This is a genomic window from Pseudomonas sp. Root71, assembly GCF_001429045.1.
GTDB lineage: Bacteria > Pseudomonadota > Gammaproteobacteria > Pseudomonadales > Pseudomonadaceae > Aquipseudomonas > Aquipseudomonas monachiensis.
This window is the reverse complement of record NZ_LMHY01000029.1, coordinates 213705-227314: the sequence shown is the minus strand read 5'-3', so window position 1 is coordinate 227314 and position 13610 is coordinate 213705. Positions and strand designations below refer to the sequence as shown.

Below are 13610 nucleotides of genomic sequence, written 5' to 3'. Positions count from 1 at the left end.
AAATCAGTTCTGGACCACAGGCTGGGAGGACTTCTGCACCTGGTCCCAGACCCGCAGGAAGTTGCCGCCCCAAAGCTTGGCGATGTCGGCTTCGCTGTAGCCGCGGCTGATCAGTTCGGCGGTCACGTTGCGGGCCTCGCTGACGTCTTTCCAGCCATCGAGGCCGCCGCCGTCGTTGAAGTCGGAACTGATGCCGACGTGGTCGATGCCGATTTTTTTCACTGTGTAGTCGATCGCATCGCCGTAGTCCTTGAGGGTGGCCTTGGGTTCTTCGTCGAGGATTGAATAGAGCTGGCTGGCGTACTCGCCGAAGCGCTGCTCGGGCCAGACGGTGATCACCGGGTCGCCGGGCATCAGGGCCATCTCCAGGCCTTGCAGCGGTTGCAGGTCGAAGCGGGCGCGCAGGGCGTTGAGCTTGTCCTGGGTGGCCTGGCTCAGCGGGCGGATGTAGGTCGGGAAGCCGACAATCTGCACCACGCCGCCGCTGTTCTTGATCAGCTGCATTTCCGGGTCGCTGAGGTTGCGCGGGATGTCCACCAGGGCACGCGGCGCCGAGTGGGAGGCGACCATCGGCGTGCGGCTCAGTTGCGCCACTTGCTCCAGGGCCTTGGTCGACATCTGCGACACATCGATGATCACGCCCAGGTCGTTGAGGCGATGCACCGCTTGCTTGCCGATGTCCGACAGCCCGCCCAGGGCATCCCGCGAATCGTTGAAGAACGGCAGCGGCCGCGACGAGTCGGCCCAGGCGTTGTTGCCTACGTAGCTGAAGCCGAACATGCGCATGCCGCGCGCTGCCCACTTGTCCAGGGCGTTGAGGTCGTTGCCCAGCGGGTAGGCATTGAGCATGCTGATGAACACCGCGAACTTGCCTTCGCCGTGCAGGCGACGGAAGTCGTCGGGGGTGTAGGCGATGGCCACCTGGTTGGGGAAGTCGCGCACCATGGCGCTGATGATCTTGTAGCGGGTTTCCTGCTCGTGTCGGGCCTCGTCGACGAAGCCGGCGGTAGGGCGATGGGGGGCGTTGGGGCCGTTCCAGATTTCCGGCCAGCCGAAGATCGTCAGCGCCGCCCCGGACAGACGCCCGCGCCCGGTCTTGACCAGGTCGAACTGGCCTTCGCCGTCCTTGTCGACTTCGTTGCCGGCGGTGCCGAAGTCCATGGGCACGGTGATATGGCTGTCGAACGAGAGGATGCGTTCCTGCAACTGATCGGCCTGTTTCATCACCTTGACCGGGTAGCCGGGGTTGTCCCTGAACCCGTAGTCCCAAGCCGCGAAACCTGCCCCCGCGCTGATCGCCAGGGCCAGCGGCAGGCCGATGAAAAGAGCCTTTTTCGAACGTGGTTTGGTCATTGCCGTCTCAGTCAGATTCGCCGCCCCGGTGCAGGCGCAGGGGCCTTTGCTATCTGGGGGGAACGAGTGGCTGGCCATGGAATTTAGGTTGATCCCAAAAGATCGCAGCCTGCGGCAGCTCCTACATTGGATCGGCATAAACCTGTAGGAGCTGCCGAAGGCTGCGATCTTTCAAAGCACCGTAAATTCGTCGGTGCAACAAACGTTCTAGCTTGGATAAAGCCTGCTCCATGGCTGACACAGGTAGGGCAATGACGATTTCTCGACGATGGTTCCTCGCGGGCCTGGCGCTGACCGGTGCCGCCGTGCCTGCGGCGTATTACGGGCATCGCGAACTGACCAGGCCGGACCCGAGCATCACTCCCGGCGAAGCCTCGTTCGATGTGGCGGATGTCCCCGGCCAACGCTTGGCGGATACCTTGCGCGGGGTCTGGCAGATTCGTTTCGAAGGTCGTGACGCCGGTATCGAAGGCTTGCCCCTCGAAGGCCTGGAGGTGTTCCTCGACATCGGGCACAAGGGTCGCGGTTTCAGTGGTTATCTCGACACCGCCGAGCGTTTGCGCTCCAGCGAAGAGCCCCGTTACCGAGTGTTGGGCGATCTGTCCGGGGCCAACCCGAAGCAGCTGGCCTGGCGTCTGCTGGGCGCCAGTGGCTGTTGCGAATACGAATTCGAGATGACCCTGGACGAGGTCTGGGCCGGTTTCGGCAACGCCGGCAGCGGCAGCCTCAGTGGGCGGGTGCTGGATCTGAAGCGGCCGCTGATGCTGACGGCCCAGGACAATCGATTCATTGCCGTCAAACGGGTATTCCCTGAAGCCCGCGAGCGTGCCGGCCTCAACAAGGCACTGCTGGCCTGGCTGGTATCACCGGAGCATCGGCTGTTCCACCAACTCTGGCATGCCTCCCGGGACAAGTGGCACAAGCTGTCCGAAGACCAGCGCGGCGCCTTGCGCGGGCTCGGCTGGCAGCCCGGCCCTCGGGACCAGGAGCGCGATGCCCGTGGCGAGCGCAAGGATCGCAACGGTTCGGGCGTGGACTTTTTCTTCATGCACCGGCACATGCTCGGCACGGCGCGGTCGATGCAGGACCTGCCGTCCTGGACGCATTTCCCGTTGCCGCAGCCGGAACTGGCGCGGGACCGGCCTGGCTTTGCGCGTTACTTCGACAACCACGACGGCACTGCGCTGCCGCCGACCTGGCTGGCCGAGGACGATGACGAGTACACGCAATGGGTCAGCGACATCAAGACTGGCGAGACGTACCACAGCAATTTCCAGGTCTGGGAATCCCGCTACCGCGACCCGCGTTACCTGTCGACGCTGACCCTCGGCCAGTTCGGCTCGGAGGTCGAACTGGGCCTGCACGACTGGCTGCACATGCGCTGGGCTTCGGTGCCCCGTGATCCGTCGAACGGTCAGCCGGTGCCGTTCGCCCGGGATCCTTCGGACTTTTCCGCACGCTGGTTTGCAGCGGAAAACGATTTTCTCGGCGACCCGTTTTCTTCCCATGTGAGCCCGGTGTTCTGGTATTTCCACGGCTGGATCGACGACCGCCTGGAAGACTGGTTCCGCGCCCACGAGCGTTTTCATCCGGGGCAGGTCAGTCGGTTGCTGGTTAACGGTGTGCAATGGTTTGCGCCGGGACGCTGGGTCGAGATCGATGACCCCTGGCTCGGGCCAACCACCCATGGCTGCAGCACCACGCCGGGGTTGCAGGTGGGTAAGTCAGTGGAAATGGACCCGGAAACCATGAAGCTGGCGCTGCGCATCACCTTTGGCGAGGACGAGAAGAAACTGAAGGGGCTGTTCCGCAAAGTGCCGCAGCGACCGTGGTATGCGCGCAATTTGAAGGCCAAGGCATAAAGCCAAAGATCGCAGCCTGCGGCAGCTCCTACAGCTTATGCGGCGTACCTGTAGGAGCTGCCGCAGGCTGCGATCTTTTGATTCTCATATTGTCCACCCCCCACCCAACGCCTTGTATAGCGCAATACTCGCCTGCATCCGCGACAACCGCAGTTGCACATTCAAATCCTGCGCCGCATACAGCGTGCGCTGGGTCTCCAGCACCGTCAGCAAGTCCTCGGCCCCGGCCTGATAACGGCTTTGCGCGATGTTGAAGGCGGTCTGCGCCTGGCTCAGTTCTTCACTCTGCCACCCGCGCTGTTGATCCAGCCCGCGGATGCTGTTGAGGGCTTTTTCGACGTCGGCGAAGCCGTTGATGATCGCCCCGCGATAGGTCTCCAGCAGTTCTTCCTGGCGCGCCGTGGCCTTGTCGCGTTGGGCGCCGAGGCGGCCGTTGTTGAACACCGGCGCGAGCAGCCCGGCGGTGAGGTTGTAGAAGGGACTGCGCAGGATATCGTCGGCCCGGTCGGCACCGGAGCCGATTTCGGCGGTGAGGGTCACGGTCGGCAGCATCGCGGCCCGGGCGACGGTGACGTCGGCCTGGGCGGCGGCCAGTTGCGCCTCGGCCCGGGCAATGTCCGGGCGGCGACTGAGCAACTGGCTGGGTACCCCGGCGTCAATCGCCGGCCAGGTCAGTTGATCGAAGCGTTCCTGACCCAACGACAGCGCCTGAACCGGGCGGCCGAGCAGGGCGGCGAGGTTGATTCGTGCATCCTCGGCCTGTTGCTGCACCAGCGGCAGCTGGCGTTGCTGCGCTGCCACCAGGCTTTTTTGCTGCGCCAGTTCCAGGGCCGTGGCCGAACCCGAATCGAAACGAGTCTGCACCAGTTTCAGCACGCTTTTGGCGTTGGCCAGATTCAACTCGGCGATGCGGCGCTGCTCCTGCAGCGACAAGGCTTGCGCGTAGCCGTTGGCCACACCGCTGAGCAGCGTCAGTTCCACCGTGGCCTGATCGAACTCGCTGGCTTGCAGACTGAATTGCGCACTGTCGCGAGTGGCACGCTGGCCCCCCCAGAAATCGATTTCGTAGCTGGCAGTCAGGTTCGCCGTGAAATAGTCGACGGCGTCGTTATCGCTGTCGGCATCAAGCTGACTGTAGCCGCTGCCGCGCAGCAGTTTCTGGCGATTGGCGTTGACCCCGGCCTTGAGCTCGGGCAGTTGCGAGCCGCCGGCAATCACCGTGTCGGCCTGGGCCTGGCGTACTCTGGCGATGGCCGCGGCCAGGTCGTAGCTGCCGAGCCGCGCCTGTTCGATCAGGCGTCCCAGTTGCGGGCTGCCGAAGCGGTTCCACCATTGCTGGTTGTCATGGACAGCGCCTGCGGTGTGTGGCGATTGCCAGGCGGCTGGCGGCTGGATGCCGCTGTCAGGGCGCTGGGGCGGGGTGCCGCAGGCACTGAGCAACAGGCACAGGGTTATCACACTGAGTGGCGGCTTCATCAATCGATCATTCACTGGTAAGGGCCGTGACCGGGTCGAGTCGGGCAGCCTTGCGGGCCGGCATATAGCCGAAAACGACACCGGTGACCAGGGCGCAGCCGAAGGCGCCCAGCACCGCTATCAGGGAGAACGCGACAGCGACTTCGCTGAAAATCAGCACGCCACCGACGATCAGCGCCAGGGCAATCCCGGTGAGGCCGCCCACCACCGAGAGCATCACCGCTTCGGTGAGGAACTGGCGCAGGATGTCGCGCTGGCGGGCACCGGTGGCCATGCGGATACCGATCTCGCGAGTCCGTTCGCGCACGGTCATGAGCATGATGTTCATCACGCCGATCCCGCCCACCAGCAGCGAGATCGCCGCAATCGAACCAAGCATCATCGACAGGGTGTTTTGCGTGCGCGCCTCGGCCTGGATCATCGCCGCGTTGTTGGTCAGTTCGAAGTCGTGCTTGCCGTCGTGCAGGCGCAGCATCAGTTGCTCGATGGCTTTTTCGGTCTCCTTGACCTTGCGCGCATCGGCGGCGGCGATGGCGATGTACTCGGGATTGTGGGTGCCGAACAGGCGCACGCTGGCGGCGGAGTAGGGGATGGCGATGCGGTCGTCGCTGTCGGTGTCACCGGAGCTGGCACCTTTTTCCGCGAGCACGCCGACCACCTGGAAGGGGACGTTTTCGATGAGGATGTACTGACCGATCGGGTTGGTCACGTCCTTGAGCAATTTGCTCCGCACCTTGTGCCCGATCACCGCGACCGCCGCGGCGTTCTGTTCATCGGCGTGGGTGAAGTAGCTGCCTTCGACCACCGGCCAGTTGAAAATCGCCGGGAAGTTGGTGTCGTTGCCGCCGACGTAGCTCAAGTGGTCGAGGTTACCAAAACGCACCCCGGCCTCTTGGCCGTTGACCGGCATGATCCGCATCACCTGGGGCAGGCTGGCAATCGCGGCGACCTCATCGAGGGTGACGATGCCCATGGGCGTGCGCGGGTTGGGCGCCGAGCCGCTGAGATAAATGATGTTGGAACCGAACGCGCCCATCTGCGCCATCACCTGGCGCTTGCTGCCTTCGCCCACGGCCAGCATCACCACCACCGAGGCCACACCGATGATGATCCCGAGCAGGGTCAGGGCGGTGCGGAACTTGTTGATCCACATCACTCGCCACGCCGCGTGCACGGCATCGACCAATTCGCCTTTCCAGGCGCCGGTGGCTTCGGCGCCTTCGCTCAGGCGTCTGCGCAAATCGACGGCTTGCAGGGCGCCGGGGTTGGCCGGGTTTTGCGCGGCGGGATTGTCCCGGGCGCTGTCGCTGATGATCTCGCCGTCGCGAATTTCGATGATGCGTTTGGCCCGGGCCGCCACTTCCCGGTCGTGGGTGATGAGGATCACCACATGGCCCTGGCTCGCCAGTTCGTCGAGCAGGGCCATGACTTCGGCGCCGCTGTGGCTGTCGAGGGCGCCGGTGGGTTCGTCGGCCAGGATGATGTGGCCGCCATTCATCAGCGCGCGGGCAATCGACACCCGTTGCTGCTGCCCGCCGGAGAGCTGGTGCGGGCGGTTGCCGGTGCGCGACGCCAGGCCGAGACGGTCGAGCAGGGCGGCGGCGCGGGCGTGGCGTTCTGCGGCGGGCAAGCCTGCGTAGATCGCCGGCATCTCGACGTTTTCCTGGGCCGAACCGGAGGGAATCAGGTGGTAGCCCTGGAACACAAACCCGAAGGCTTCACGCCGCAGCCAGGCCAGTTCGTCGCTGTCCAGGGCGGCGACGTTTTCCCCGGCGAAGCGGTATTCGCCCGAGGTCGGGCGGTCGAGGCAGCCGAGGATGTTCATCAGCGTCGACTTGCCGGAACCGGAAGCGCCGACAATCGCCACGAACTCCCCGGCATGGATCGACAGGTCGATGCCGCGCAGCACGTGGACTTCAGGCGCGTCGCCGCCGCCGTAGGCTTTGCGGATGTCCGAAAGGTCGATCAGGGGCGTGTGCATTCAGCCGCCACTCCCGTCGACGGGACCGATCAGCAGGTGATCGCCCTCCTGCAGGCCGTCGAGGATCTGTACCCGCAGGCGGTCGCTGATGCCGGTGCGCACGTTGCGCTGTTCGATGCTGCCATTGCTGGCGACTACTTGCGCGGTCTGCCGGTCTGATTGCGTGCCGGCCTGCAGGGCTGCGATGGGCGCGGTGAGTACGTTCTGCGCCTGATTGGCGACGAAAAATACCTGGGTGGTCATTTCCGCCATCAAGGCGTTGTCGGCGTTGTCGACGTCCAGCAACACGGTGTACAGCACCACGCGGGCACTCCCGCTTTTGCTGGTGCTGGCGGGGCTGCCGCCGCCCTGGCTGGTCTGGTCCAGGGGCTTGGGCGGGACGGGCAGGATTTGCCGCACGGTGCTGGTCCAGCGCCGGGCGCCGCCGCTCAGGGTGGTGAACCAGGCGTGCATGCCGGGTTTGACGTGGCCGATGTCGGCCTCCGAGACCTCGGCCCACACGGTCATCGGCGACAGCTTGGCGATGCGCAGGATCAGCGGCGTTTGTTGCTGGGCGTTGAGGGTCTGGCCTTCCCGGGCATCCAGCGCCACTACGGTACCGGCCATTGGCGCATAAATCCGCGTGTAGCCGAGCTCCGCCTGGTCGCTGCGCAGGCTGGCTTCGGCCTGGCGGATCTGCGCCTGGAACATGTCGACCCGTGCCTGGGTGGCGCGCAGTTCGGCCTGGGCGGTCTGCACGTCTTCTTCACGGGTGGCGCCGCCGGCGGCGAGGTTCTGTTGACGCTGGTATTTCTGCCGGGCCAGGTCGTGTTGCGCCCGCTGTTCCTGCAGCTGCGCCTTGAGGTTTTCGACGGAGAAGCGCCCGGCATCGAGTTTGGCCTGTTGCGTGGAGGGGTCGATTTCCACCAGCAACTGGCCTTCCTTGACCACATCGCCGACTTCCACATGGATCTTCTGGATCTGCCCGGATGCCTGGGCGCCGACGTCGACATAGCGCCGCGGTTGCAGGGTGCCCAGTGCCGTTACGCTGCTTTCAATGTCGGCGCGGCTGACCTGGACGGTGACCAGCCCGTCGCGGCCCGGGGGGATGAACTGCCAGGCGGCGACGGCAGCCACGGGGATCAGACAAAGTGCTGCAAGCAGGGCGCGTCGGGTCTGTCGGGGACGTTTCATGCGGGGTTCCGGCCTGGGAAAATCGGCCCGTCGTTCAGCCGCGGGACGATAGCTGAACGCTGCCGGCAGGGCCGGACAGGGACGGGGAGCTGTCCTGTAAACGATGAACCCGACGGGAAATTTAACCGGCGACACAAGGTGTAACACCTGTAGGAGCTGCCGAAGGCTGCGATCTTTTGATTTTCGACGTAGCTGAAAACGCTAAAGATCGCAGCCTGCGGCAGCTCCTACCCTCAGAGCGGTGCACAGCCGCTAGACCATGACTATTTATCGGGCAAGTCGAAGCAGTACTTTAAATCTATATGAGAATTACTATAAATTACGCGACTCGAACTGCCACTATCGTGCCACTGTGTGATTCAGCAGTCGCCGAAAGAGCTCAAGGACAGAAACCGCACCCCCGTGCGGACGGGAGTCATGTTGGAAAACTACTATCGCGAACTGGTGTGTTTCCTGAACGCCAGGCTGGGCAACCGTCAGGTGGCCGAAGATGTGGTGCATGACGCTTATCTGCGGGTCCTGGAGCGTTCCAGTGATACGCCGATCGAGCAGCCCCGGGCATTCCTTTATCGCACCGCCCTGAACCTGGTCATCGACGACCATCGACGCAACACCCTGCGACAGGCCGAACCCCTGGACGTACTCGACAACGAAGAGCGCTATTTCACCCCTTCGCCGCTAAACGTGCTCGATCATGGCCAGCGCCTGGAAATGCTCCAGAGTGCCCTGGCGGAGTTGCCGAGGTTGTGCCGCGAGAGTTTCCTGCTGCGCAAGATCGAAGGCCTGTCCCATCCGCAGATTGCCGAGCAACTGGGCATTTCCCGGGCAATGGTCGAGAAGCACATCGTCAACGCCATGAAGCATTGCCGTATACGGATGCGACAGTGGGACGCCCAGTGATCCCGCGCGGTTAAATTTTTTTTCACGGTCCTCGTTCCTACTCAACAGACGACCTGTTGTGCGGCCCTTGGCGGGTCAGGTCACTTAGGTTCAATGCCCCGTCTTTGAGGGGAACATCCAGAGGACACTGGACATGACACAGGCAATTGCTTCGCCCCTCGTTCACGACCTGATCGGCGTCGGTTTCGGCCCGTCGAACCTGGCACTGGCCATCGCGCTGCAAGAGCGCGGGGCGAGCCAGGGCAACCTGGATGTGCTGTTCCTCGACAAGCAGGCCGACTACCGTTGGCACGGCAACACCCTGGTGACCCAGAGCGAGTTGCAGATTTCCTTTCTCAAGGACCTGGTGACCCTGCGCAATCCGACCAGCCCTTACTCGTTCGTCAATTACCTCAAGGCCCACGGGCGCCTGGTGGACTTCATCAACCTGGGCACCTTCTATCCGTGCCGCATGGAGTACAACGACTACCTGCGCTGGGTTGCCGGGCAGTTCATCGCGCAAAGCCGCTACGGCGAAGAAGTGCTGACCATCGAGCCGGTGCTGCACAACCATCAGGTCGAGGCGTTGCGGGTGATTTCCCGCGATGCGAGCGGGCATCAACAGGTGCGCACCACCCGTTCGGTGGTGGTCAGCACCGGTGGCACGCCACGCATTCCCGAGGTGTTCAAGGCACTCAAGGATGACGGCCGGGTGTTCCATCACTCCCAGTATCTGGCGCAGATGGCCAGGCAGCCGTGCGTGGACAACCGGCCGATGAGCATCGCGATCATCGGTGGCGGGCAAAGCGCGGCAGAGGCCTTCATCGATTTGAACGACAGCTTCCCGTCGGTGCAAGTGGACATGATCCTGCGCGGCTCGGCACTCAAGCCGGCTGACGACAGCCCCTTCGTCAATGAAGTGTTCTCACCGGAGTTCACCGACCTGGTGTTCCAGCAGCCCGACAGCGAGCGCGAACGACTGGTCAACGAGTACCACAACACCAACTACTCGGTAGTGGACATCGACCTGATCGAGCGCATCTACGGCATCTTCTATCGGCAGAAAGTCTCGGGCATCGCCCGTCATGCGTTCCACACCCTGACCACTATCGAAAAGGCCACCGCTAACGAGCGGGGCATTGAACTGGTGTTGCGCAACAACGCCACCGGCGAAGTCTCGGTGCGTCACTACGACGCCGTGGTGCTGGCCACCGGTTACGAGCGGCAGATGCACCGCAAGCTGCTGGCACCGCTGCAAGAGTACCTGGGGGATTTCGAGGTCGATCGCAACTACAAGCTGATCACCGATGAACGCTGCAAGGCCGGCCTCTACATGCAGGGGTTTTGCCAGGCCAGCCATGGGTTGAGCGACACCTTGCTGTCGATCCTGCCGATTCGTGCCGATGAAATTGCCGGCTCGTTGTATGAGCATGGCAAGCATCGCGGGCATGGGCGGGCGGTGGTGGATTTGTTGTTGGCGACGGCCAGCTGAGTTCTACGGCGACTGACAGGCCGCCATCGCGAGCAAGCTCGCTCCCACAATGGACCTGTGTTCACAGGACTACTGTGGGAGCGAGCTTGCTCGCGATGGGGCCATTGAAATCACCAAAATCACTCAATCCTGAACCCTTCCTGAAGAACCCCGCGATACCCCCGGCCAAGACTTTGTAACGGGTTTACTCCCCAAACATCGGGGCGTAAGCTTCGCGCGTTTTCATCCATTACGGAGACCCACAGTGGGTACTTGTTCGAGTGACAGTTGTCGGCCGGTCTCGGTAACCGGCATTTTCTCGGCAAGATAACGCGCAATCTCCTGTGCCGTTGTCTCGCCGACAAGCGAGCAGCGGCATCCCGATCATGGCCAGTCCCGGCCGTGTCCCGACGTCCCTCTCATCGACGCTGAACAGTGCGTGGTTTCGACTTTTTTGTCGTGGCCGCCGCTCTATCGACACGCCTGTCATTCGTGACCGGCGTGCCAGGCCTTGCTTTGCCGGTTGTTCCGGCGGCAGCGGCGTGGACTTGCCTGCTCGACGGTTTCCCGGCTGACCAAAGGGGCTCCAGCCATGAAACTTACCCTCAAGGAATTCTTCGCAGGTTTCCTGCGTACCCGCCACATCGCCCGGCACTTCCGTCGCCTGGCGTTGCTGGAAACCTTCACCGACACCACGGTCAGCCGTGAAGTCCCGCCCACCCTGGCGCAAACCCTGGTGGCCGCTGCCGGCAGCGACACCGGTCAATTGCTCAACACCCTGGGCAGTCACACCGACGGCTTGAGTGAACTCGAAGCCGATGTCCTGCGCGAGCAATTCGGCCTCAATGAAGTCGAGCACGAACAGCCGCTGCCGTGGTGGACGCACCTGTGGCATTGCTACAAGAATCCGTTCAACCTGCTGCTGACGCTGCTGGCGCTCATCTCCTGGCTGACCGAAGACCTGAAAGCCGCCGTCGTGATTTTCTCCATGGTAGTGCTCTCGACCTTGCTGCGTTTCTGGCAGGAAACCAAATCCAACCAGGCTGCCGATGCCCTCAAGGCCATGGTCAGCAACACCGCTACGGTGATGCGCCGGGACCTTGAGGACCGTGGCGCGCAGCGCATCGAATTGCCGATCAGGCAACTGGTGCCGGGCGACCTGATCGTGCTGTCGGCCGGTGACATGATTCCCGCCGATTGCCGGGTGCTCAGCGCCAAGGACCTGTTCGTCAGCCAGGCGGCCATGACCGGTGAATCGATGCCGGTGGAAAAATTTTCCCGCCAGCAGGATCGCGACACGCGCAATCCGCTGGACCTGGACAACATCCTGTTCATGGGCACCAACGTGGTGTCCGGCACGGCCATGGCGGTGATACTCACCACCGGCAACAGCACCTATTTCGGTGCCTTGGCCCAGCGCGTCGGCGCCACTGACAGGGCGCCGACTTCGTTCCAGACCGGGGTCAACAAAGTCAGCTGGCTGCTGATCCGCTTCATGTTCGTGATGGCGCCGCTGGTGTTGTTCATCAACGGTTTCACCAAGGGCGACTGGACCGAAGCGCTGCTGTTCGCGCTGTCGATTGCCGTGGGCCTGACCCCGGAAATGCTGCCGATGATCGTCACCTCGACCCTGGCCAAGGGCGCGGTGTTCCTGTCGCGCAAGAAAGTCATCGTCAAACGCCTCGACGCCATTCAGAACTTTGGCGCCATGGACGTGCTGTGCACCGACAAGACCGGCACCCTGACCCAGGACAAGATCTTCCTGGCGCACAACGTCGACGTCTGGGGCAACGCCTGCGATGACGTGCTGGAAATGGCCTACCTCAACAGTTACTACCAGACCGGCCTGAAAAACCTGCTGGATGTGGCGGTGCTCGAACACGTCGAGATCCACCGTGAGCTGAAAGTCGGCACGGCGTTTCGCAAGGTCGACGAGATCCCATTCGACTTCACCCGCCGGCGCATGTCGGTGGTGGTCGCCGAGCGCGATCAGCCGCACTTGCTGATCTGCAAGGGGGCTGTGGAAGAGGTGCTGGCGGTGTGCTCGCGTGTGCGCCATGGCGAAGTCGATGAAGCCTTGACCGAAGAACTGCTGGCGCGAATCCGTCAGGTCACGGCCACCTTCAACGCCGAAGGCTTGCGGGTGGTGGCGGTGGCGGCACGGCCAATGGTCGAAAGGCGCGACACCTACAGCCTGGCCGATGAACAGGCACTGACGCTGATCGGTTACGTGGCGTTTCTCGATCCGCCGAAAGAAAGCACCGCGCCCGCCCTCAAGGCTCTGGCCGCCCATGGCGTGGCGGTGAAAGTGCTGACCGGCGACAACGAACTGGTGACGGCGAAGATCTGCCGCGAAGTCGGCCTGGAACAGCAAGGCCTGCTGATGGGCAACGACATCGAACGCATGAGCGATGCCGAGCTGGCGAAGGCGGTGGAGACCACCAACGTCTTCGCCAGGCTGACGCCGTCCCATAAGGAGCGCATCGTCCGGCTACTCAAGGGCAACGGCCATGTGGTCGGTTTCATGGGCGACGGCATCAATGACGCCCCGGCCCTGCGCACCGCCGACATCGGTATTTCCGTGGACAGCGCGGTGGACATCGCCAAGGAAGCGGCCGACATCATCCTGCTGGAAAAAAGCCTGATGGTGCTGGAGGAGGGCGTGCTGGAAGGGCGCCGGACCTTCGCCAACATGCTCAAGTACATCAAGATGACCGCCAGTTCGAACTTCGGCAACGTGTTCTCGGTGCTGGTGGCCAGTGCGTTCATCCCGTTCCTGCCGATGCTGCCGATGCACCTGCTGGTGCAGAACCTGCTCTATGACATTTCGCAGATCGCCATCCCGTTCGATAACGTCGATGAGGAAATGCTCAAGCAACCGCAGCGCTGGCAGCCGGCGGATGTCGGGCGCTTCATGCTGTTTTTCGGACCGATCAGCTCGATCTTCGACATCACCACGTTCGCCTTGATGTGGTACGTGTTCGATGCCAACACCCCAGATCACCAGACCCTGTTCCAGTCCGGCTGGTTCGTGGTCGGGCTGCTGACCCAGACCCTGATCGTGCACATGATCCGCACGCCGAAGATCCCGTTCCTGCAAAGCCGCGCGGCCATGCCCTTGCTGGTGATGACCGGATTGATCATGGCCGTGGGGATTTTCCTGCCGATGGGACCGCTGGCCCATTACTTCAAATTGCAGGCGTTGCCGTCGCTGTACTTCGTGTTCCTGCCGGTGATCCTGCTGGCGTACATGGCGCTGACCCAGGCGGTGAAGGGGTTCTACATCCGCCGGTTTGGCTGGCAATAAGGCCGCGAGGCTGGCCCGTCAACGCAACCCCTGTGGGAGCGAGCTTGCTCGCGATGACTGAGTGTCAGTCGATATCCATGTCAACTGATACACCGCTATCGCGAGCAA

Annotated in this window: 8 protein-coding genes; 4 read left to right on the top strand and 4 right to left on the bottom strand. The window is 63.0% G+C overall.

The features are described from left to right. Positions 1-3: 3 nt before the first annotated feature. On the bottom strand, positions 4-1353 hold the full coding sequence (gene pvdM / locus ASD95_RS24955) for a pyoverdine-tailoring dipeptidase-like protein PvdM (protein ID WP_056722631.1): 1350 nt from the start codon (positions 1351-1353) through the stop codon (positions 4-6). A 251-nt stretch (positions 1354-1604) separates the two neighbouring features. On the opposite strand from pvdM, the gene pvdP reads away from it, so the two are divergent. Continuing rightward, the gene (pvdP, locus tag ASD95_RS24950; protein ID WP_056722629.1) at positions 1605-3215 is read left to right on the top strand and encodes a pyoverdine maturation tyrosinase PvdP; all 1611 of its coding nucleotides are present in this window, start codon (positions 1605-1607) and stop codon (positions 3213-3215) included. Positions 3216-3299: 84 nt separating this feature from the next. Here pvdP and ASD95_RS24945 read toward each other — a convergent pair whose 3' ends face one another. The 3 genes from ASD95_RS24945 to ASD95_RS24935 are packed head-to-tail and all read right to left on the bottom strand — an operon-like array spanning position 3300 to position 7845. Continuing rightward, on the bottom strand, positions 3300-4691 hold the full coding sequence (locus ASD95_RS24945) for an efflux transporter outer membrane subunit (RefSeq protein ID WP_056722625.1): 1392 nt from the start codon (positions 4689-4691) through the stop codon (positions 3300-3302). A gap of 7 nt (positions 4692-4698) precedes the next feature. After that, on the bottom strand, positions 4699-6672 hold the full coding sequence (locus tag ASD95_RS24940; RefSeq protein ID WP_056722623.1) for a MacB family efflux pump subunit: 1974 nt from the start codon (positions 6670-6672) through the stop codon (positions 4699-4701). Then, positions 6673-7845 (bottom strand): efflux RND transporter periplasmic adaptor subunit, encoded by a 1173-nt coding sequence (locus tag ASD95_RS24935; RefSeq protein WP_056722621.1) that lies wholly within the window; start codon positions 7843-7845, stop codon positions 6673-6675. A gap of 417 nt (positions 7846-8262) precedes the next feature. Between ASD95_RS24935 and ASD95_RS24930 the strand changes: the two genes are divergently transcribed. From ASD95_RS24930 to mgtA, 3 genes are all read left to right on the top strand, one after another. Beyond that, positions 8263-8745, top strand: a complete 483-nt coding sequence (locus tag ASD95_RS24930) for a sigma-70 family RNA polymerase sigma factor (protein WP_056722619.1) — start codon at positions 8263-8265, stop codon at positions 8743-8745. Between the two features lie 133 nt (positions 8746-8878). Then, positions 8879-10216 carry a lysine N(6)-hydroxylase/L-ornithine N(5)-oxygenase family protein gene (locus ASD95_RS24925; RefSeq protein WP_056722617.1) on the top strand — a complete coding sequence of 446 codons (1338 nt, stop codon included), beginning with the start codon at positions 8879-8881 and terminating at the stop codon, positions 10214-10216. Positions 10217-10787: 571 nt separating this feature from the next. Beyond that, on the top strand, positions 10788-13502 hold the full coding sequence (gene mgtA, locus ASD95_RS24920; RefSeq protein WP_056722615.1) for a magnesium-translocating P-type ATPase: 2715 nt from the start codon (positions 10788-10790) through the stop codon (positions 13500-13502). The last annotated feature ends 108 nt before the right edge of the window (positions 13503-13610 follow it).

What these genes read in the sequence shown, in the direction of transcription:
- ASD95_RS24940 (WP_056722623.1), bottom strand. Translation starts at nt 6,672, where the DNA reads ATGCACACGCCCCTGATCGACCTTTCGGACATCCGCAAAGCCTACGGC.
- ASD95_RS24945 (WP_056722625.1), bottom strand. Translation starts at nt 4,691, where the DNA reads ATGAAGCCGCCACTCAGTGTGATAACCCTGTGCCTGTTGCTCAGTGCC.
- mgtA (WP_056722615.1), top strand. Translation starts at nt 10,788, where the DNA reads ATGAAACTTACCCTCAAGGAATTCTTCGCAGGTTTCCTGCGTACCCGC.
- ASD95_RS24925 (WP_056722617.1), top strand. Translation starts at nt 8,879, where the DNA reads ATGACACAGGCAATTGCTTCGCCCCTCGTTCACGACCTGATCGGCGTC.
- pvdP (WP_056722629.1), top strand. Translation starts at nt 1,605, where the DNA reads ATGACGATTTCTCGACGATGGTTCCTCGCGGGCCTGGCGCTGACCGGT.
- ASD95_RS24930 (WP_056722619.1), top strand. Translation starts at nt 8,263, where the DNA reads ATGTTGGAAAACTACTATCGCGAACTGGTGTGTTTCCTGAACGCCAGG.
- ASD95_RS24935 (WP_056722621.1), bottom strand. Translation starts at nt 7,845, where the DNA reads ATGAAACGTCCCCGACAGACCCGACGCGCCCTGCTTGCAGCACTTTGT.
- pvdM (WP_056722631.1), bottom strand. Translation starts at nt 1,353, where the DNA reads ATGACCAAACCACGTTCGAAAAAGGCTCTTTTCATCGGCCTGCCGCTG.